Origin of the sequence: Lewinella sp. JB7, from assembly GCF_024297185.1 — a bacterium.
Taxonomy (GTDB): domain Bacteria; phylum Bacteroidota; class Bacteroidia; order Chitinophagales; family Saprospiraceae; genus Neolewinella.
Genome location: NZ_JANCTD010000007.1, coordinates 188303 through 208845, shown reverse-complemented (window position 1 = coordinate 208845; position 20543 = coordinate 188303). Strand labels below are relative to the sequence as shown.

Genomic DNA, 20543 nt, shown 5'->3' with positions numbered 1-20543 from the left:
ACCTAAAGGTGCTCCGAAATTGTTATTAAACAGGTATGGCAGAAGTACTTGACATTACGGTAGCCGAACAAACGCAGATACGCGAAGCCTACGAGGCGATGATCGGCAGCATGCGCACCCCTTACTCCCAGGAGGACCGGGAACAGATGGATCGTGCGTTTCGCCTCGCGAACTACAGCCACCGCCACCAGCGGCGTAAATCGAAGGAACCCTACATCTTTCACCCCATCGCGGTAGCCCGCATCTGCGCCGAGGAGATCGGCCTAGGGGCAACGGCCATCTGCGCCGCCCTGCTGCACGACGTAGTGGAGGATACGCCGGTCACGATCGAGGAACTGCACGAGCAGTTTGGCGACCGTATCGCCCAGATGGTCAACGGACTGACCAAACTCGACAGCGCCTACCAGTCGGAGAGTCAGCAGGCCGAAAACTTCAAGAAGGTGCTCAGCACGCTCATCGTCGACGTGCGTATCGTGCTCATCAAGATGGCCGACCGCCTGCACAACATGCGGACCATCCGCAGCATGCCGGAGCACAAGCAGCTGAAGATTGCCGCCGAGACCAGCTACATCTACGCGCCGCTGGCCCACCGTCTCGGACTGTATAATTTCCGGTCGGAGTTTCTCGACCTCTGCATGAAGGTGCTGGAGCGCGACGACTACGATGCCATCGCCCGCAAGCTGCAGGAAACCAAGGCCGCCCGGGAGAAGTACATCGAAAGCTTCATCGGACCCCTCCGGGAAAAACTCGACGGCTTGGGCTACCCCTACCGCATCTTCGGACGGCCGAAGTCGATCTACAGCATCTCCAATAAGATCAAGAAAAAACAGGTACCCTTCGAGCAGATCTACGATCTGTTCGCCGTGCGCATCATTCTCGACGTACCCCGTGATAAGGAGAAACTCGCCGCCTGGGCCACTTACAGCACGATCACCGATGAGTACCAGGCCGTACCGAGCCGCCTGAAGGACTGGATCACCATCCCTAAATCCAACGGCTACGAGAGCCTGCACACCACCGTCGTGGGTCCGGGCGCCCGCTTCGTGGAGGTCCAAATCCGCAGCGAGCGCATGAACGAGATCGCCGAGCGGGGGTTTGCCGCCCACTGGAAGTACAAGGGTATCAGTAACCAGCGCGACGTGTACGAGCAGTGGTTCGAAAGCGTCCGCGATATCCTGGAAAACCCGAACAGCGATACGGTACAGTTCCTGGGAGATTTCCGGGCCAACAGCTTCTTTAACGAAGAGGTGTACGTGTATACGCCGGACGGGGATATGAAGGCCCTGCCGAAGGGGTCGACCGCCCTAGACTTTGCCTTCAGCGTCCACAGCATGGTGGGCTATCACTGTCAGAGCATTCTGTGCGACGAGCGCATCGTACCCATGTCGTACGTGCTGCGCAACGGGGACCGCCTGCAGGTGAATACCAGTCCCAGCCAGAAACCCAACCCCAACTGGCTGGACATGGTGAAGACCGGCAAGGCCAAGGCCAAGATCCGGCAATCGCTGAAGGAAGAAAAGCGCAAGCAGGGCGAACTGGCCCGGGAGGCGCTGCTGCGGAAGCTCAAGAAACTACACGTCGAGGACGAGAAGGTCGCCATCGAGACCCTGGCCCGTCACCACACCGACGGCAGTCACGTCGATCTGTTCTACGACATCGGCCGGGAGGAGATCAGCATCGCGCAGGTGCTTAAACCCTTCACCGTAGAGCACGGCAAGTTGGTACCGGTGGCTCCCGCGACCCCGACCATCCAGGAGAAAGATCCCGAAAGCCGGACCCGGCGCGGGGCTCCCGCCAAAGTGAAGGGCACCACGAAACTGCTCATTAACGGGGAGCCCGGCGATCAACTGGAATACACCATGGCCAGTTGTTGTAATCCGGTGCAGGGGGATCAGGTGTTCGCCTACCTCACGTCCAACGCCGGCCTGAAGATCCACCGCGTCATCTGTCCCAACGCCGAAAACCTGATGGCGAACTACGACTACCGCATCATGAAGGCGGAGTGGGTGAGCACCAGTCAGCACAGTTTCGTGGCCGAACTGAAGCTCACCGGTCTCGACAGCGGGAAGGGAGTGATCGAAACCATCAGCCACGAGATCACCCAGATGGACCTCGACATCCGCAGTTTTCAGATCGCGGCCCAGAGCGGTACCTTTACCGCCCAGATTAGTCTGCTGGTACGCAATACCGACCAGCTACGGCTGGCTACCAGGGCTTTGCAAAACTTAGAGAACGTCTCAACCGTTTCCCGGGTAGAATAAGCTTCTTTCCCCCCCGCTCATGCGAACCAACCCCACTACCGACATACAGCAGGTCAAGGATATATTTTCCGAGCACCTCCGCGAGCGCAAGGCCCGCCGGACCCCGGAGCGGTTCGCGATACTGGAAGAGATCTACGGTCGCGACGATCACTTCGATGCCGAGTCGCTGTACATCCACATGAAGACCAACAACTACCGGGTGAGCCGGGCTACGGTCTACAATACCCTGGAACTGCTGGTGAGTTGCGATCTGGTCAAGAAGCACCAGTTCGGGAAGAATCTGGCCCAGTACGAGAAGAGCTACGGCTACAAGCAGCACGACCACCTGATCTGCAATACCTGCGGCAAGGTGCTGGAATTCTGCGACCCCCGCGTACAGCAAATCAAGAACATGATGGGGGATATCCTTAACTTCCGGGTCACCGGCCACAGCCTGAACCTCTACGGAGAGTGTGCCGGTGCTTGTGAGCGGACGCGGTAACGACTACCCTTTCGACGAAATTAATCAGTGACCCCCGAACCGGGGCGCCCACATTTTTGCTTGATAAATAAGATAAATCACGAACCTATGTCATTCGAAATTACCGGAACGCTCGTCAAGAAATACGAAACGGAAACCAAGGGAGAGAGCTTCCGCGTGCGCGACTTCGTTATTAAGGCCAACGACGGCGGACAGTACGACAATTTCGTCAAGTTTCAGACCACCCAGGATCGTACCTCCATCATCGACGACCTCAACGAGGGCGACGAGATTAAAGTGCACTTCGACCTGCGTGGTCGTCAGTGGCAGGATAAGTACTTCACCAACCTCAACGCCTGGCGCGTAGAGGCCATGGCCGCCGGTAGTGCCCCTACCCCTTCGGCCGCCAACAGCGATACCCCCGGCAACTTCCCCTCCGCCAGCGACGAACCGATGGTGGAGGCGGACGACGATCTGCCGTTCTAAATTCCCCCCGTCATGACCAGCCAGACCACCCAGCGCGTCCGTGTAAGCGCCGAAAGTTTCTACCAGGAGCGGTATTCCCAACCCGAAGAGCTGCAGTACGTGCACGCCTACCGGATCAGGATCGAAAACCACGGAGATTTTCCGGTACAGCTCCTGAGCCGGGTCTGGCAGGTCATCGAAGCCACGGGAGACCGCCGCCACGTTGAGGGGGAGGGCGTCGTGGGCAAGCAGCCCGTCATTCAGCCCGGCGACTTCTACGAGTACAACAGTTGGGTGCAGTTCGCGACCCCGATCGGTGCCATGCAGGGAAGTTACGTGATGTACCGCCGCGATGGCGACGGCGTGGAAAACTACTTTGAAGTAGAGGTCCCCCGTTTTCTCCACATCGCCCCCGCCGTACTGAACTAGTTTCCCCGCCTATTCTTCTTCCCCGTCACCGGAGCCCGCTTCGAGCCAGAATTCATTGACGGCATCGCCGGGGATAAGGCGCACTTGTCGCAGGTTGAGGAGTTCCAGCAGGCCCAGAAAGGTCACGATGGCGTGAATGCGCGTGTGGCATACCCCAAAGATGTCCACGAACCCCGGCCGGGGCTTCCCGAAACGGATCCCTTCCACCAGTTCCATGATCCGGATTTGTTGCTCCTCGATGGTGTGGGTAAACTGTGCGATCTCGTGGACGACCGGCTTGCGGTTAGCTTCCTCCAGGCGGCCGAGCATTCGTTCGTACGCACGTAACAATTTGAAGAGGGTGACGCTCTCCAGTTCCACGTCGACGAGGGCCTTCGTCGCCAACTGATCGAGTTCTTCGGTGATGTTGCCGCGGTAGCTGCGCATGCCCCGCTGCGTTTCCAGGGTCCGGAGTTCCTTCAGTACGCTCTTGTAGCGTTTATATTCCAGGAGCCGGTTCACCAATTCCTCCCGCGGGTCGATCTCGTTTCCTTCCTCGTCCACCGGCTTGCGGGGGATAAGCATTTTGGCCTTAATCCGACAGAGGGTCGCCGCTACCAGCACGAACTCGCTGGCCAGGTCGATGTCCATCCGCTCCGCCGCCCGCATGTACTCCAGGAAGTCGTCGGTCACCGTGGCGATCGGAATATCGTAGATGTCCAGCTCGTCCCGCTCGATGAAGAACAGCAGGAGGTCGAAGGGGCCTTCGAACTGCGGGAGTCGGATCTGGTAGCTCAGAAAATTTGGAATTGAAAATTGGCCATTTAAAATTTATACGGCAAAGGTATCCCGTAAAATCTGTTCGAGCCACCGTTGGTCCACCGCGTCGAAGGAGGCTTCCTCGGTACTGTCCACGTCGAACACCCCCAGCAAACTACCGTCGGCGCGGTGAACGGGCAGGACGATCTCCGAGCGACTGTTGGGGTCGCAGGCGATGTGCTCCTTGCCCTCCTCCAGCACATGAGTGTCGGCGACGATCTTCGTACGCTCACTCGCGGCCACGGCTCCGCATACTCCCCGCCCGAAGTCGATGTACAGGCAACCCAGCGTGCCCTGGTACGGACCGACGATGAGTTGACGCTGCCCGTGTACCAGGTAGAAGCCGACCCAGTAGTAGTACGGTAAGTAGGTTTTAAGCAGACTGTTGACGGTGGCCATTTTCATCACCTCGTTATCCTCACCACCCACGGTGGCCGCGATGGCGGCGTGGGCCAGGGAATAGGCGACTTCTTTCTCTTCCGTATTCAGATTTACGGAGGGCCGGACGAAGTAGGGCATTTCAGCGGTAGCGGACATGGTGATACGAACAACGTCCCCCACGGTCCGGGTTGTAGAGAGTGCGGAACTTCCGCAACAAGTAAACATCAAGACAATGAGTAGCAATAATTTTGAACGCCCCCGAACCGTCGTCATCACCGGTGCTTCCGCCGGCATCGGCCGGGCCATCGCCCGCGAATTTGCCAAGGAGCACGCCCGCATCGGACTGATCGCCCGCAACCAGGAGGGTCTGGAAGGCGCCCGTAAGGAGATCGAAGCCCTGGGCGGCGAAGCCCTCGTGCTTCCGGCCGACGTAGCCGATTTTCGCGCCCTCGACGAAGCCGCCGCCAAGGTGGAAGAAACCTTCGGTCCCATCGATGTGTGGATCAATAATGCCATGACCAGCGTCCTCGGCCTGTTCAAGGACGTGGACATGGACGAGTTCAAGCGCGTTACGGAAGTGACCTATCTGGGCTCCGTATACGGGGCGAAATGCGCCCTTAAGCGTATGCAACCGCGTAACCGCGGGAGCATCGTGTTCGTAGGATCCGCATTAGCTTACCGGGGCATCCCCCTCCAGACCGCCTACTGCGGTGCCAAGCACGCCATCGAGGGCTTCTACGACAGCCTGCGCTCGGAACTGGTACACGAGAAAAGCCAGGTGAAGACCACCATGGTGCAACTACCCGGCGTGAATACCACGCAGTTCAGTCTCGTGCGTAATAAACTCGACAAGCAGCCCCGACCCATGGGCACCATTTACCAACCGGAGGTAGCCGCCCGGGCCGTGGTGGCGGCCGCCGGCACCAACGATCGGGAGTACTACGTCGGATTTCCGGCCGTGCAGACGATCCTCAGCAGTAAATTATTTCCCGGACTGATGGACCTCTTCCTCGGAAAGTCCGCCGTAAGCGGTCAGAAAACCGATAAGCCGGCCCGTCACGACAAGGACTACCTGTTCGAGTCCGTACCCGGTGATCACGGCAGTCACGGCGACTTCGACGACAAGGCCAAGAACAGCGGCATCGTCCTCAAGGGGTCGACCGTGCGGGCACTGACCTCCGCCATCGTATTCGGTACCGTGATCGCTGCGACGAGCCTCATCACCAGTTCCCTTACCCGTCGGTAGCAAGGGAGCGAAAGTAAAAAGGCCCGGAAGAACACGTTCTTCCGGGCCTTTCTTTTTCGGCTAGTACGGTGGGAAGCCTACATCGACCACTCTTCGATCGACTTTTCGTTCATGCGTACGTAGTCCATATTACCGGCCTCTTCGGCAAGCATCTTGGAACGTTTGGCCGCCTCGATGGCTTCCTTCTTTTTGCCGAGGTCGCTTAGGATAATGGCTTCCCGGCGCACCATCCAGAAGCGGGCATTTTCGCCGGCCATTTCGTGCGCCTTGCGGATGTATTCGAGCGCCTTTTCGTTATTGAGGCCCGACTCATTCAGGAAGGTTGCCGCCTGGAAGTAGTCGTTCATGTTGGGGCCGGCCATCACGCGATCGATGGTGGCCATGACGGACTCCTTCACGTTCGTTTCGACGGGCAGGGTCACCTGGGTTTTGTCCCACATCATCACCAGGTCAGCTCCGTCGAGAGTGTAATTGGTGAAATTGATGGTGAAAGTTTCGACGGCCTCGCTCAGCATGCCGGATTTACCGGAGACGGTGACGTCGGGAGTCTGCTCCGTGTAGCTGGTCCAGTTGCCGCTTTCGTAGGGGAAGAACATCACCTCCCACAGACCCTGCATGGGTTTGGTGAGTATGGCGTAGCTGCCCGCGGGTATCTCCTTGCCGGCTACCTTGACGGCGTCGCTGAAGGTGATCTTCGTGGCCTGGTTGGCTCCGGTACGCCAGATTTCGCCGTAGGGCACGAGTCCGTCGGCGCCGAAGATATTCCGGTCGCGCATACCGGGGCGGCTGTATTCGAGGGACACGTCGGTGAGGCCCACGGTGGTCTCCATTTTCAGTAGGGGCGAAGGGGGTGGGGATACGATCTGGGCCGGCAGACCGATGACGAATAGGGAAAGAAGAAGGGTAAGAACTCTTGCTTGCATGATTGCAGTTGGTTTGGTTAGCTGACCAAAGGTACGTATTCGGCGGGCGCGCGCGCAGGTCCAGTGTCCGTGACTCAGTGCGTCGACTTTTTCGGGGCCGGGGCGGCTGCGTGGAAGTCCTGGGCGATGCGGGTGGCGTATTCGTCTAACAGCTGGCGGATCCGGTGGGGGGACTCGGACGCGACGATAAGCCCGATGTGATGTTTTTTATCCATACGCCAGACGATCTCCGGATCGGTAAAGGAGGTCGTATCCGGAAATTCGTAGCGGCAGAGACTGACGACGATGCCGGCTTGGTCGTAGCGGCGCTCGGGTACGGTGTAGGGCTGTCCGGTAGCCATGGCCGTTTCCAGTTTGGCCCACTCCGTCCACAGGCCGACGCCGGTGGCCGCCTCGACCATCTCGGCCAGGTGAGCTCCACCGACCCGGCTGGCGGTTTCCAGAAAGACGAAGTTGCCCTCCCGGGTCTTGATGAACTCCGTGTGCGAAGCGCTGAATTGCATTCCGAACGCATGCATGACGTCTTCCGTGAGGCGACGTAGAATGACGGCTTCCTCATCGTGGTAAGGAACACTGACCGAGCGAAAAATGCCGCCGCCGTGGGCCACTTCGAAGGGTGTGCTCAGATAACGGGATACCTGGCAGAAGGCTACTTCTCCGTCTACCGAAATGGCGTCGACATGGTAAACATCCCCCGGGCGGAACTGCTCCACCAGATACTCTTTCCGCCGTTCCCCGAGTTGGTGCACGGTATCCCAGAGTTCCTGAGCCGAATGCACCTTGGTGATGCCCGTCGCGCTGGCCTCGCCCCGCGGCTTGATGAGGCAGGGATACTCGATCCGGTTAGCGAATTCGGTAAGGGCCACGTCGTTGAACAGGCTGGAGAAGGCGGGTACCGGCACGCCGTGATCGCGGGCCCGGATGCGCATGGCGAGTTTATCGCGGAAGTAGCGGGAGGTGGTTTGTCCCATGCCGGGCAGGCGAAATTCCTCGCGCAGGTAGGCGGCTTTCTCCACGTCAAAATCGTCGAGGGCCACTACGCGGTCGATGGGGCGACTTTGCATCATCCAGGCAACCCCCTTGGCGATATTGGCCAGGTCGGAGGGAGCGTTGCTGTCGCTTTCCAGGAAAAAGAACTCATCGATGGCTTCCCGGGGCCAGGGGTCGTGCTCCAGTTTCTTGACGGTGAGCAAATAGACGGTATTGCCGGCGGCTTTGCACGCGCGGAGGAAGGGGACACCCTTGAAGTAACAGGAAATGCAGAGGAAGGTCATGGGGGGTGGGAGTGTTTTAGTCGGGTGGTGTGGTAGAGTGGTAATGTGGTAGTGTGATAGGCTTTTAGTTAGTTAGTCGGTTAGGCTTTTAGTCGGGTGGTGTGGTAGAGTGGTAATGTGGTAGTATGGTAGGCTTTTAGTTGGTTAGTTGGTTAGTTGGTTAGGCTTTTAGTCGGGTGGTGTGGTAGTATGGTAGGCTTTTAGTTGGTTAGTTGGTTAGTTGGTTAGGCTTTTAGTCGGGGGATGTGGTAGTGTGGTAGGCATTTAGTCAGTTAGTCGGTTAGGCTTTTAGTCGGTAGTCGGTTAGGATCTTAGTGTGGTGTTTATTGGTTCGTTGGGTCGGGGGTAAACCGGAAGGGCGGGTAGGGCCTTTACTAGGGGCTGACAGCAAGCTACTCAACAACCCGCAAAATATCTGAACAATGGCACTGACGGAATCCACCATGGTCGACATCGGCACGCTCGCTCCTCCCTTCGAACTGGAAGATGCCGTGTCGGGCGCTAAACTGAATTACGACGACGTGAAGGGGCCGAAGGGGACGCTCGTACTGTTTATCTGCAATCACTGCCCGTACGTCATTCATACGATTGAAGCACTCATCGACGTGGCCAACGACTACGAGGACCGGGGCATCGGTACGGTGGCGATCAGCAGCAACGACGTGGAGGCCTATCCCGTTGACAGTCCGGATAATATGGAGGCTTTCGCCCTCAATAACCTGTTCTCCTTTCCCTATCTGTACGACGCCACTCAGGAAGTAGCTAAAGCCTACGATGCGGCCTGTACGCCCGATATCTATCTCTTCGACGGAGACCGGAAACTCTACTACCGGGGTCGGCTGGACGATGCCCGTCCGGGTTCGGGTAAGCAGGTGACCGGTGCCGATCTGCGTGCCGCGATGGACGATCTGCTGGCGGGGCGGCCCAGTCCGGAAAAGCAGTATCCGAGCGCGGGGTGCGGGATTAAGTGGAAGAAGTAGGGGGGAGGTTTTTAGGCTGTTAGTTGGGTAGTGTGGTAGTTTAGTAGTGTGGTAGACTGGTAGCGGGTAGTACGTTAGTAGTTTAGTGTGGTAGACTGGTAATGTGGTAGCGGGTAGTCCGTTGGTTCGTTAGTAGTTTAGTCGGGTAGTGTGGTAGCGGGTAGTACGTTAGGTCGTTAGTAGTTTAGCTGGGGGGGGCTAGCTGTTGCGCATGCGTTTGGGACCGTACCAGAGCCAGAAGCCCGAGACCGTGAACAGGATGGTGGCGAGACCCATGAGGGTGGAATAAATGATCTTGAAGGGATCGTTGATGATGGAGCCATCGTGGATGTGCTCGATGAAGTCGGCCCGGCGGATGCCGATGCTGAGGACGCGGCCGGTAGCGCCGTCGAGTTGGACTTCGCCGTAGTGGTCTTTAAAGAGAAACTTGAGGGAACCCTTGTCGGGGCGGTAGTCGATGCGATCGATGGTGGGATCGTAGGCGGGGCCGAGGGAGTCGGTGAGGGCGGATTGGGCGAGGGTAAGTAAGCGATCGGTGGGGAGCCACTCGGCCAGTTCGGTGCTGGTACCGCGGGCGGTCGGAGGCATGATGTAGTCGACGTTCTTTTTCCAGCCGAGCAGGACGCTCGTAACGCCGATAATGAAGAAGAACACGAAGAGGGTAATCCCCGACCAGCGGTGGACGCGGCGGGTACGACGGAGAAGCCTGGCTTGTTTCTGGCGCGACGTCAGTTCTTCCATGGATGCAACCTACTGCTTTTACCAACGCCCCGGGGGCAGCGTGGTTGCCACGGCCAGGAACAAGGAAAAAGGAGCCAAAAGAGCATCTCCCAGCAGAACCGACGCCGCTCCCGCGTCCCCGCCCAGAAAGTCACTCACCGGCGCGCGCAGGTACACCCGCAATATCAGCGCCGCCCGTACCGCATAGATCAGCAGCGCACCGCCCCAGAAGGGGGTAAAGAGGAGCCCGAGGCCGAGTAAGAAAAATAATCCGTGACTAGCCGCCAGCACGAGCAGGATACTCCGGTGCAGGGGACGGTAGCGCGGACCGGTAGACTGATGACGCACTTTCTGGCGGATGTACTCCGACCACTGGGTAGCGGGGGCGGAGTAGGTCCAGGCCGCCGGGTCGGTGACGCGGGCGGTGCCGGGGGCGGTAGCGTGGTGGCCGACCAACAGATCGTCATCTCCCCCCGGAAGGTTGGTGTGCGCCCGCAGGCCACCGGCCCGTTGAAAGAAGCTTTTTTGGTACGCCAGGTTGCGACCGACCCCCATGTACGGCAGTCCGTGGGCGGCAAAGCCCTGGTACTGGAGGGCGACGTAGGTCGTTTCGAACCGCTGCCAGGCGTTGAGCAGTCCGGGGCGACGGCGGTAGGGGGAGCAACCCAGGACCACCTCGGCATTCGAAGTGAAGGGGGCAGTCATGCGGTGCAACCAGGCGGACGTGGCGGGAACGCAGTCGGCATCGGTCAACAATAGGTAAGGATGGGTGGCCGCGGCGATTCCGGCCGTCAGGGCGTCCTTCTTTCCGGGCCGGGTGGGGCCGGGGTCAACGGTACGCAGCGCGGAAAACTCCTGCTGTAGCCGACGAACGATAGCGGCGGAAGCATCGGTCGAATGATCGTCCACGGCAATCACTTCGGCGGGGGCGGGCCGCTGCGTCAGGATGCTCCGCAGGCAGGCTTCCAGGGTCGGGGCTTCGTTATGAAAACAGACGATGACCGACACCGGCGGCGGCGCGGGATATTCCGGGGACTTGTGCACCGCCCCGAACGCCCGGGGAAACACGAAGATCCAGGCGGCAAATTGAATGGCCGCGGCCAGCAAAAACAGAGCGAGCACTTAGAGCTCCACTACCACGTCGTTCCATTCGGGATGACGCTGTACGTAGGAGGCCACGAAGGGGCAGGAGGGGATGGCCTGCAGCTTGTGGTCGCGGGCGTACTGCAGGGCCGTGGTGACCAGATCGCTGCCGATGCCCTGGCCGGCAAGATCTTCGGGCACCTCGGTGTGTACCAGTTCGATCTGGTCCTCGCCCTTCATTTGGTACAGTAGTTTGGAAACCTGGGAGCCATTGATGACTTCGAAGCGGTTCTTTTCCTGATTGTGGACGACGGTTTCGGTGGAGTTAGACATTCACGTTGGCTTTTGGACGGGGGCAATAGTACGCACATTCACCGAAGATGTTTGCTCATAGTTCCTTGCGGAGGCGGGCTACGGGCAGTCCGAGTTGTTCGCGGTACTTGGCTACGGTGCGGCGGGCGATGTCGTAGCCGGCATCCTTGAGGGCGCGTTGCAGCTTACTGTCGTTGAGGGGTTTACGTTTGTCTTCGGCGGAAATGATCTCGGCCAGCACCTTTTTGACCTGGGTAGTGCTCACCTCCTCCCCGTCCTCATTGGTCATGCCCTCGCTGAAGAATTCCCGCAGGGAGAAGGTACCGAAGTCGGTCTGCACGAATTTGGAATTCACCACCCGGCTCACGGTGCTGATGTCGAGTTCGGTCGGTCCGGCGATATCCTTCAGGATCATGGGGCGGAGGGTCTTGAGATCACCGGTGCGGAAGAACTGTTCCTGGTACCGGACGATCGTATGCATGACGCTGTAGAGCGTTTGCTGTCGCTGCTGGATGGCTTCAATGAACCAGCTGGCCGAATCGATATTCTGACGGATGAAGCCGGCCGCCTGTTTCTGGGCGATGGTCAGCTTGCCGGATTCCTTCTGTTTGCGGCGGTATTCAGCGAGTTGCTGCTGGTAGTAGTCGTTGATCTTGAGGTCGGGGGCGTTGCGGGCCGTCAGGCTGAGCCGGAGTTCGCCGTCGACGACCGTGACCAAAAAATCGGGGACTACGACGCGCGCCGCCCGACCCCCGGCGCGCCCCCCGAGTCCGGAGGCGGGTTTGGGGTTGAGTTTAAGGATCTCGGCGAGGGCATCGCGGAGTTCGTCCTCGTCGACCTCCAGTTTATCCCGGAGTTTATCGTAGTGTTTCTTGCTGAACAGATCGAAGTGATCGCGGATGACCGTCTGGGCCAGCACCAGATCGGCGAAGGTGTGGTCGTCGAGGTCGTCGCCATTATCGATCTTGGCGTTCAGCTGCAGCAGCAGGCATTCCCGCAGGTTGCGGGCGGCCAGGCCGGGGGGCTCGAGTGACTGGACCACCCGGAGCACTTCCTTGATGCGGCGGGTATCGACTTCGATGTCGTAATTGATCAGCAGGTCGTCGGCGATGGCACTGGGCAGGCGCTGGAGGTAGCCGTCGTCGTCGAGGTTGCCGATGATCTGCAGGGCGATGGTGCGATCGAGGGGGGTGTCGAACTCCAGGTTGGCGAGCTGGCCTTCCAGGTATTCGAAGAAAGTGTTCTCGTCGGCGGTGTAGCTGCCGGGGGCGTCGTAGGCGTCGTCGTTGCCGTTCTGCTGGTAGTTGGTAGGGTCGTCGTCGATGTACTGCTGAAAGAGTTCCTCCATTTCGAAGGGGTCGCTTTCGCTGCGTTCGCTCTCCTGTTCGTCGCGGTCGGCAGGCCCGTCAGCGGGTTCGGGGATGGCTTCCTCGAGGGTAGGGTTGCGTTCGAGCTCTTCCTTGACGCGCTGTTCGAGCTCGTACAGGGGCAGCTGCATGAGCTGCATCAGTTGGATCTGACGCGGGCTGAGCTTCTGGAGCTGCGATTGCTTGAGTGATTGTCCGAGCATGGCTGGTGATGGAACGATGCAAGTGCGGCCTTAGGTTCACCGTGGGGGGTAATCCGCATCAACCCAAAATAGGACCGACCGCCCCGGAATGCCGGGGGTGCCGGAATTTTTAATTCTCAGGACCGCTCCCTCCTATTCCGCCGGCTCCCGCGTTCCCGCCCGGAACCTCCCCGTGCCTACATTTGTCTCCTTCAGGAATCACTCCTAACCAACACCTATGTCTCAGCTTACCTTTCCCGACTTTGCCTACGAACGACCGGACCTCGACCGACTGGAGACCGCCTTTAACGCGGTGCTGGAAGAATTACGGTCCGCCGAACACCTTCACGACGCCATCGCCGCCGTGGAGCAGATCGACAGCATCCGCGCCAGCGTATCCACGGCCTACAACATCGGCTACATCCGCTACAGCATCAATACCCGGGACGAATTCTACCGCCAGGAAAAGGACTGGTTCGACCAGCACCTGCCCCGCACCGAACAGTGGCGCGTCGATTATTACCGGGCCCTGCTCGACAGTCCCCACCGGGAAGCCCTGCAGCAACACTTCGGTACCCAGCTGTTTGACTCGGCGGAGGTAAGCATCCGCACCTTCCGCCCGGAGATTCTGGAGGAACTGCAGGCCGTGAATAAGCTCAACAGCGAGTTTACCCAGCTGCGGGGCGGCGCGGAGATCGAGGTCGACGGACAGACCTACAACCTCTCCAGCATCACGCCCCTGGAGCAGGTGGCCGACCGGGAAAAACGCAAGGAGGCCAGCAGCGCCAAGTGGCAGTGGTTCGCCGATCACCGTGCCCGTATCGAGGAGATCTATGCCGAAATGGTAAAGCTCCGCACCAGCATGGCCACCAAGTTGGGCTACGACAATTTCGTCGGCCTCGGCTACGCCAACATGAACCGCACGGACTACGGCCCGGAGCAGGTCGCCAATTTTCGCCGGCAGATCCGGGAGCACATCGTGCCCATCGCCCAGCGGCTGTACGACAAGCAACGCGAGCGGCTCGGCATCGACCGGCTACACTACTACGATCTGGCCTTTCGCTTCCCGAGCGGCAACCCCAAGCCCCAGGGCTCCCCGGCGGAGATCGTGGCCCACGCCGACCGGATGTACCAGGAGCTGAGCCAGGAGACCGGCGAGTTTTTCCGCTACCTCCAGGACAAAAAACTCATGGACCTGGAAGCAAAGGACGGCAAGGCCCCCGGCGGCTACTGCACCTTCATCAATGACCACCAGTCGCCCTACATTTTCAGCAACTTCAACGGTACGAGCCACGACATCGACGTGCTCACCCACGAATTCGGCCACGCCTTCCAGGTGTACAGCAGCCGCGACCAGCGCCCCCTGGAGTACAACTGGCCCACCTACGACGCCGCCGAGATCCACTCCATGAGTATGGAGTTTTTCACCTACCCCTGGATGGAGGGTTTCTTCGGCCCGGACACCGAGAAGTATTACTTCAGTCACGTAGCGGGCAGCTTCCGCTTTCTGCCCTACGGCTGCGCGGTCGACGAATTCCAGCACCGGGTGTACGAAAATCCCGACCTCGACAATGCCGGCCGCAACGCCATCTGGAAGGAGATGGAAGCGAAGTACCTGCCCCACCTCGACTACTCCGACCACGACCACCTGAGCGAGGGCACCTTCTGGCAGAGCCAGGGACACATCTTCTCCGTGCCGTTCTATTACATCGACTACTGCCTGGCCCAGATCTGCGCCTTTCAGTTTTTCCTCAGGGACGAAGAGGACCACGACGCCGCCTGGGCCGCTTACGTGCGCCTGTGCAAGGCCGGGGGCTCGAAGTCCTTCCTGGAACTGGTGGAACTGGCCGGGCTCGAAAACCCCTTCGAGGACGGCGTCGTGAAGAAAATAGCGGACCGGATGCGGGAGCGGCTGGATGTCTGAGGGCAGGGGGCTCACGTTCCGGCTTTCGCTGCTGCTGTTCCTGCAGTTTGCCGTGTGGTCGAGCTGGCTCATCAATCTGGGCACTTACCTGCTGCAGAGCCTTGACTTCACGGGCCTGCAGGTGGGCATGATCTACGGCACCAACGCCCTGGCCGCCACGGTCACGCCGCCGCTTATGGGCTTCCTGGCCGACCGGCGCTTTCCCTCGGAGCGGCTGATGGGGGTGCTGAACGCCATCGGCGGGGCGGCCCTCATCGCGTGCTTCTTCACGACCTCCTTCGGCTGGTTCTACGCCTGGATGTTGCTGTTCAACCTGTGCTTCATTCCCACCTTCAGTCTGGCGGCGGCCATGTGTTTTCACCACCTCGACCGGCCGGCGGAGCAGTACCCCCTGGTGCGGGTGTGGGGTACGGTTTCCTTCATGCTGGTGGGCGTGGCCCTGAGCGTATTCCGGGTGGAGGACTCGGCGCTGCCCATTCTGGCGGGGGGCATTACCTCCTTACTGCTGGCGGTGTACGCCAACTTTTTGCCCCACACGCCTCCGCAGTCCGGCTTTGACTGGGCGGCGGTGCGCGGGAGCGAGCTTCGCCAAATATTCAGCGAACGGGGTATGGTGGTGCTCCTGATAGCCCTGCTGGCGAGTTGCATCCCTTCCTCCTTCTACTACAGCTTCCTGAACCCCTTTCTGAACGAAGTGGGCTGGCCGGCGGCCGCGGCGAAGATGGCCATCGGTCAGTTTTTCGAGATCGGGGTGGTGCTGGCCATGCCCTTTGTCTTCCGGCGGTTCCGGTTTCGCAACATCATCTTCTGGGGACTCATGGCCTGGGGCCTGCGCTACTTCGCCTTCGGCATCGGCCGGCCGGGCGACTGGGAGGGCCTGCTCTACGCCGGCATCGTGGTGCAGGGGGTGGCCTTCGCCTGGATCATCATTGCCGCCCAGATCTACATCGACAACCGGGTCCCCACTTCCCTGCGCAGTACGGCCCAGGGACTGGTGTCCTTCGCGGACCTCGGCATCGGCGTTTTTCTCGGCAGCTGGATCGCCGGAGAGGTCGTCAGCGTGAACGAACTCGCCGACGGCACCCACGATTGGTGGTCGATCTGGCTGGTTCCGGCCTGCGTGGGGGTGGCGGCGGCGGTGTTTTTCTGGTGGGCCTTTCCGCGGGAGGGGAAGTTGTGAATGGGTGATTGGGGCTCGTTACGAAACGAGTAACCGCACCTTAATTGAGACTAAACTGAATTGGGAGATTGAACTGTACGCGTACCGGTTTACCCTCCTGTATTCCGGGGGTCCAGGGTGGACCATTTACCATGAGGTTAACGACGCGGAGGGCCTCCTCTCCAATACCGGCACCCGGGTCGCGCAGTAGTTGTACGGACGTCAGGCTACCATCCTTCTCCACAACGAAGGTTACTACTGCCAGACCCTGCACTTCCCGGCGACGCGCTTTTCGGGGATACATCAAATGTGCGTAGATAAATTCCAGCATTGCCTGGTCGGCGCAGGGCTTCAACTCGGCATATTCCTCAAGTCCTTCGCAGCGAACGGACGTAAACATTGGCATATATTCTTCCGGATGATGGTCGGTTACCCCTTGTGCCATCGCTCCCGCGGATAGCACCAGGGTGAAAATGCCAGTAAGTAAAAGGTGCATAGATCAGGGAATATCTGAAACAACAAACGCTTTTACCATACCCGGAGTACCCTTTACCTGCTAAACACCCTAAAATTCCGTCTTCAACCGCAGATTCACCCGCCGGCCGGTAAGGCGGTTGGGTACGGCGTACTGCTGCTCAAAGATGGTCTTGATAAAAGTGTTGCCGGCCTGGTTGCCGACGTTCATGAGATTAAAGACTTCGAGGCTGAGGTAGGTCGAGCGCGTGAAGCGGAGGGGGGAGGTGTCGCGCCGGCGGGAAGTCTCCCGGTCGTAGAGGCGCCAGCTGAAGCCGATGTCGATGCGGTGGTAAGTGTCGAAGCGCAAGGTATTGCGGTACACCGTGTTGCTACCCTGGATGCCGAAGGGAAGGCCGCCGCCTACGGTAAGATTGACGTGGGTGCGGAAGTTGGGGTTGTTGCGCAGGTAATCCTGGAAGAAGAGGGATAGCTGAAAGAGTTGGTCGGTGGGGCGGGGCACGTACTCCACGACCTCGTCGAGCACCTCGCCGTTGGGGCCGCGACCGATCACTTTCCGGTGCTCCACGTCGCGCAGTTTTTCCCGAGCACGGAGGAGGCTGAGGTTGAGCCAGCTGTCGGCACCGGGGACGAACTCTCCGTTGAGGCGGAAGTCGAGTCCGGCCACGTATCCGCTGGCGTCGTTCAGGCCCGAATACTGGATGCGGACGTTCTCGATCTCGTAGCTGACTAGGTCCCAGAGCGACTTGTAGTAGGCTTCGGTGATCAGACGGAATTTCTTCGGATTGCGCTTGCCGTAGTAAAAGTCGCTGGTAATTCCCCCGACAAGGTGGAACGACTTCTGGCTGCGCAGGTCGGTGTTAACGGTGCCGTCCGGGGCCCGCATCTCCCGGTAGAAGGGTTGTTGCTGGTACAGTCCGCCGGCAAGTTTGTAGGTGATGTCCTTGCTGCCGCCGAGGGGCTTATAGAGCAGTTGGGCACGGGGGCTGACGTTGACCTCACCGCTCAGGTCCCAGGCGACGGCCCGTACCCCGGCGCTCAGGCGGATGTCGGCCCGGCCGTCGCGGCGCCAGGTGTAGGTATCCTGCAGGAAGGCGCTGAAGCGATTACTCTCGAGCTGGTTTTGGGAGTTGAGTACGCTGAAGAGGCGCACGGCATCCTCGTCGAAGGGCAGACTGTAGCCGGCCGAGTCCAGTCGCTCCCACTCGTGGATATAGTCGTCGATGCGTTCGTGCTGGGCCTTCACGCTCCACTGCAGGAAGTGGGAGCGGTTGGTGGTGGCGTCGCCGACGTTGAGTTCCAAACCGCCGCGCAACTCGGCGTTGTAGACCTGGATATTGAGAAAATTACGCACGAAGTCCTGCTGCACGCCTACGCCGATCACCCGTCCGATCTCGCCGAAATTGTCGGAACCCAGGTCGGTGTTGAGGGTGCCCAGGGTATAGCGACCGCCGATGGAGATGCCCTCGTCTTCGTCGCTGCGGAAGGCGGAGGTAAGAAACTTCAAGAAGAGCGGATTGGAGCGGCGCTCCGGAATGTAGGTGAGCGATACCCCGCCCATTTGGGTGAGGAAGTCGTCGCGTTCCGCGCCCTCGAAGTTGGTGAACAGCTGGAGCGTTTCGAAGAAGCCGCCGAAGGCGGTGGAGCGCTGGACGGGGCTGAAGTTGTAGATGCTGCGGTTGTAGTTGCCGAGCACCCCGAGTTGGAACGTCTTGCTGAAATCGTAGGTTACGTAAGCCTGAAAATCGAAGAAATTCGGCAGGTACTCCCCCGTGGTTTCCAGCGACCCCAGCAGGTAGCGGGTGGTTTTATAGCGGGCCCCGCCGAGGAAACGCAGGCGCTGGTAACTCGTCTTACCGACCTGTTTGCTGCCTTCCACGTGGGCCGAGCCGCCGAGGAAGCTGGCGTCGAGGGAGGCGCGCAGACTGTCGGGGCGTTTATACTTGATGTCGAGGACCGAGGAAAGTTTGTCGCCGTAGCGCGCCTCGAACCCGCCGGAACTGAAGCTCAGGCTCCGCATCAGGTTGGGGTTGGCGAAGGTGAGGCCCTCCTGCTGCCCCTGGCGCACGAGCTGCGGCCGGTAGATCTCGAAGTCGTTGACGTACACGAGATTTTCGTCGTAGTTGCCGCCGCGCACGTTGTACTGGCTCGTGAGCTCTCCACCCGATCCGCTGCTCACGCCCAGGGCAATGCTGGGCAGGATACTTTCCAGATTGCCGGTTACGGAGGGGAGGAGGCGCAGCTGGGCGGGGTCTTCGCGGATCATGCCGCCCTCCTCGATCTTACTCTCGCGCACGATCACTTCCAGGTCGCTCTCGATGGGTGCCAGGGCCACGTCGATCTGCTGGCGGGCGCCGGCGGGCAATTCGCGCACGTTCACCTCCGTCTCCCGGTAGCCGATGCGACTGAATACGAGGATGAAGGATTCGCCGGCCGGTACGGTAGTTACGTAGCGCCCCTGCTCCCCCGTCTCGGTAGCGCTGGTGGCTCCCTTAACGTAAATGGTGACGAAGTCGACCGGCAGCTCACTGACCAGGTCCGTGACCCGCCCGGTGATGGTGGCCGTTTCCACCTGGGCGCGGACGCGGGAGCCAAAGATGACTAAGAAGCAAAGGAATAGGGTAGGTAAGCGCATGTCAGCCGGGAGTCCAGAGGGCCAACGCCAAAGGTAAGCGCAATCTTGCGTCGGGAGGGCGCCGCGACGGATCGGTGAAGGCCGGGAACCGCGATCGCCACGCTGTGAAGCAAAATCCCCGCCACCAAAATTTTATTACCTTCGCGCTTCCACCAAGCTCCACGCATGGCAACTGTATTAAGCTTACTGAACCACAAAGGAGGCGTCGGCAAAACGACCAGCGCCATTAACATCGGGGCCGGGCTGGTCGAACTTGGCAAGCGCGTTCTGCTCGTCGATCTGGACCCCCAGGCCAACCTGACCCTCAGCCTCGGTATTCCCCGGCAGTCGGTGACGATCTACGAAAGTATGATGGGCGAATCCGACCTGTCGCCGTACGAGGTCAAGCCCGGATTCCACGTCATCACCTCGAGCCTCGATCTGTCGAGCGCGGAGATGGAACTGGTGAATGAGGCCGGCCGTGAATTCATTCTGCGGGAGCTGTTTGCCGGCGTGGACGACGACTACGATTTCATCATCATCGACTGTCCGCCTAGCCTCGGGCTGCTGACCCTGAACGCGCTCACCAGCAGCCAGCAGGTGATCATTCCCCTGCAAACCGAGTTCCTCGCCATGCAGGGATTAGCTAAGATCAAGCAGGTGATCCAGAAGGTGAAATTGCGCCTCAACAAGGAACTGCACATCAGCGGCGTACTGGCCACCATGTACGACCAACGCAAGGTGCTGAACCGCGACGTGGTGGAAACGATCAAGAAATACTTCGGACCGCTGCTCTTCGAAACTTACATCCGCGATAACGTTTCCCTTGCGGAGGCCCCGGCCAACCGGCAGGACATCTTTACGTACAGCCGGTCGAGCCACGGCGCCAAGGACTACCTCAAGGTGTGCAAGGAGATCATCGCCCGAACGGAAAATCCCGTGCACCTGCGTCCCCGGCAAAAAGACGTACCTGCATAACCCCGCACTAATCTGCAGTCTGCCGACCCCCCTTCGGCGCTACACGTAAACGATGGCTAAGAAACGCTTTACCGACGACCTATCCGGACTCTTTGAGGACAACTACCTCCTCGGTGACGACCCCGCGTCCGACAACGAGGAAGTGGTGGAAGTGAGCGTGCCCGTGAAGACGAAGAAGGCAAAGAAGAAGATCTCCAGCAAGAATTTCACCCAGAACCTTGACGTCTTCCTGGGCGACGATTCCCGCCGTGCCGCCTCCGCCCCCCGCACCAAACGCCGCCGTACCGGCCTCGACTACCTCATCCGCAGTACCGTACAGGACGACCCCGAACAGGAGCCCGCCGAACCCGCCAAGCCCGATACGAAACGGGTGACCCTGGTGTTCAACAAGGAGCACCTGCTGACCCTGAAGGAACAGGCCAAGGACCGCAAGATGTACCTGAAAGATGTCGTTCAGGAGATGGTTGCGCAGTACCTCGAGAAGTAGGTTAACCTATCCCTCCCTTTTCCGTT

At 59.7% G+C, this 20543-nt stretch carries 20 protein-coding genes; 10 read left to right on the top strand and 10 right to left on the bottom strand.

Features of this window, described 5'->3' with window-relative positions; translation table 11 throughout:
* Positions 1-35: 35 nt before the first annotated feature.
* The 4 genes from NMA52_RS13980 to apaG all read left to right on the top strand — a co-directional run bounded on the left by NMA52_RS13980 (position 36) and on the right by apaG (position 3615).
* Complete coding sequence (locus NMA52_RS13980) at positions 36-2261, top strand: bifunctional (p)ppGpp synthetase/guanosine-3',5'-bis(diphosphate) 3'-pyrophosphohydrolase (protein ID WP_254828314.1); 2226 nt, start codon at positions 36-38, stop codon at positions 2259-2261.
* A gap of 19 nt (positions 2262-2280) precedes the next feature.
* Positions 2281-2742 (top strand): Fur family transcriptional regulator, encoded by a 462-nt coding sequence (locus tag NMA52_RS13975; RefSeq protein WP_254828313.1) that lies wholly within the window; start codon positions 2281-2283, stop codon positions 2740-2742.
* Positions 2743-2829: 87 nt separating this feature from the next.
* A complete protein-coding gene (locus tag NMA52_RS13970) occupies positions 2830-3207 on the top strand; it encodes a DUF3127 domain-containing protein (RefSeq protein ID WP_254828312.1) in 378 nt (125 codons plus the stop codon).
* A gap of 12 nt (positions 3208-3219) precedes the next feature.
* Positions 3220-3615, top strand: coding sequence for a Co2+/Mg2+ efflux protein ApaG (apaG, locus tag NMA52_RS13965; protein ID WP_254828311.1), 396 nt, complete (start codon positions 3220-3222; stop codon positions 3613-3615).
* A 9-nt stretch (positions 3616-3624) separates the two neighbouring features.
* Here apaG and NMA52_RS13960 read toward each other — a convergent pair whose 3' ends face one another.
* Positions 3625-4392: a ScpA family protein gene (locus NMA52_RS13960; RefSeq protein ID WP_371930974.1), complete on the bottom strand. Its 768-nt coding sequence runs from the start codon at positions 4390-4392 to the stop codon at positions 3625-3627.
* A gap of 33 nt (positions 4393-4425) precedes the next feature.
* A complete protein-coding gene (locus tag NMA52_RS13955) occupies positions 4426-4950 on the bottom strand; it encodes a GAF domain-containing protein (protein ID WP_254828309.1) in 525 nt (174 codons plus the stop codon).
* A gap of 76 nt (positions 4951-5026) precedes the next feature.
* Here NMA52_RS13955 and NMA52_RS13950 point away from each other — a divergent pair, with 76 nt between their 5' ends.
* A complete protein-coding gene (locus NMA52_RS13950) occupies positions 5027-6040 on the top strand; it encodes an SDR family oxidoreductase (protein ID WP_254828308.1) in 1014 nt (337 codons plus the stop codon).
* Between the two features lie 77 nt (positions 6041-6117).
* Here NMA52_RS13950 and NMA52_RS13945 read toward each other — a convergent pair whose 3' ends face one another.
* Together NMA52_RS13945 and NMA52_RS13940 are read right to left on the bottom strand one after the other, a co-directional pair.
* The gene (locus NMA52_RS13945; RefSeq protein ID WP_254828307.1) at positions 6118-6963 is read right to left on the bottom strand and encodes a DUF2911 domain-containing protein; all 846 of its coding nucleotides are present in this window, start codon (positions 6961-6963) and stop codon (positions 6118-6120) included.
* A 74-nt stretch (positions 6964-7037) separates the two neighbouring features.
* Positions 7038-8237: an acetyl-CoA carboxylase biotin carboxylase subunit family protein gene (locus NMA52_RS13940; protein ID WP_254828306.1), complete on the bottom strand. Its 1200-nt coding sequence runs from the start codon at positions 8235-8237 to the stop codon at positions 7038-7040.
* Between the two features lie 422 nt (positions 8238-8659).
* On the opposite strand from NMA52_RS13940, the gene NMA52_RS13935 reads away from it, so the two are divergent.
* The gene (locus NMA52_RS13935) at positions 8660-9217 is read left to right on the top strand and encodes a thioredoxin family protein (RefSeq protein WP_254828305.1); all 558 of its coding nucleotides are present in this window, start codon (positions 8660-8662) and stop codon (positions 9215-9217) included.
* Between the two features lie 198 nt (positions 9218-9415).
* Here the strand turns inward: NMA52_RS13935 and NMA52_RS13930 are convergent, their stop codons facing one another.
* The 4 genes from NMA52_RS13930 to rpoN are packed head-to-tail and all read right to left on the bottom strand — an operon-like array spanning position 9416 to position 12902.
* Positions 9416-9958, bottom strand: coding sequence for a PepSY-associated TM helix domain-containing protein (locus tag NMA52_RS13930; RefSeq protein WP_254828304.1), 543 nt, complete (start codon positions 9956-9958; stop codon positions 9416-9418).
* Between the two features lie 18 nt (positions 9959-9976).
* Positions 9977-11059: a glycosyltransferase gene (locus NMA52_RS13925; RefSeq protein ID WP_254828303.1), complete on the bottom strand. Its 1083-nt coding sequence runs from the start codon at positions 11057-11059 to the stop codon at positions 9977-9979.
* Positions 11060-11353, bottom strand: coding sequence for a GNAT family N-acetyltransferase (locus NMA52_RS13920; protein WP_254828302.1), 294 nt, complete (start codon positions 11351-11353; stop codon positions 11060-11062). It lies immediately after the preceding gene.
* Positions 11354-11408: 55 nt separating this feature from the next.
* Positions 11409-12902: an RNA polymerase factor sigma-54 gene (gene rpoN / locus NMA52_RS13915; RefSeq protein WP_254828301.1), complete on the bottom strand. Its 1494-nt coding sequence runs from the start codon at positions 12900-12902 to the stop codon at positions 11409-11411.
* A 217-nt stretch (positions 12903-13119) separates the two neighbouring features.
* Here rpoN and NMA52_RS13910 point away from each other — a divergent pair, with 217 nt between their 5' ends.
* Both NMA52_RS13910 and NMA52_RS13905 read left to right on the top strand, forming a co-directional pair.
* Complete coding sequence (locus NMA52_RS13910; RefSeq protein ID WP_254828300.1) at positions 13120-14805, top strand: M3 family oligoendopeptidase; 1686 nt, start codon at positions 13120-13122, stop codon at positions 14803-14805.
* Positions 14798-15985 (top strand): MFS transporter, encoded by a 1188-nt coding sequence (locus tag NMA52_RS13905; RefSeq protein WP_254828299.1) that lies wholly within the window; start codon positions 14798-14800, stop codon positions 15983-15985. The genes NMA52_RS13910 and NMA52_RS13905 overlap by 8 nt, the downstream gene beginning before the upstream one ends.
* A gap of 40 nt (positions 15986-16025) precedes the next feature.
* On the opposite strand, the gene NMA52_RS13900 is transcribed toward NMA52_RS13905, so the two are convergent.
* Complete coding sequence (locus tag NMA52_RS13900) at positions 16026-16268, bottom strand: energy transducer TonB (RefSeq protein ID WP_254828298.1); 243 nt, start codon at positions 16266-16268, stop codon at positions 16026-16028.
* A gap of 261 nt (positions 16269-16529) precedes the next feature.
* The gene (locus NMA52_RS13895) at positions 16530-19073 is read right to left on the bottom strand and encodes a carboxypeptidase-like regulatory domain-containing protein (RefSeq protein ID WP_254828297.1); all 2544 of its coding nucleotides are present in this window, start codon (positions 19071-19073) and stop codon (positions 16530-16532) included.
* 165 nt (positions 19074-19238) lie between these two features.
* Here NMA52_RS13895 and NMA52_RS13890 point away from each other — a divergent pair, with 165 nt between their 5' ends.
* Together NMA52_RS13890 and NMA52_RS13885 are read left to right on the top strand one after the other, a co-directional pair.
* Complete coding sequence (locus tag NMA52_RS13890) at positions 19239-20030, top strand: ParA family protein (protein ID WP_254828296.1); 792 nt, start codon at positions 19239-19241, stop codon at positions 20028-20030.
* Positions 20031-20082: 52 nt separating this feature from the next.
* Entirely contained in the window at positions 20083-20517 is a 435-nt protein-coding gene (locus NMA52_RS13885) for a hypothetical protein (RefSeq protein WP_254828295.1), read from the top strand.
* The last annotated feature ends 26 nt before the right edge of the window (positions 20518-20543 follow it).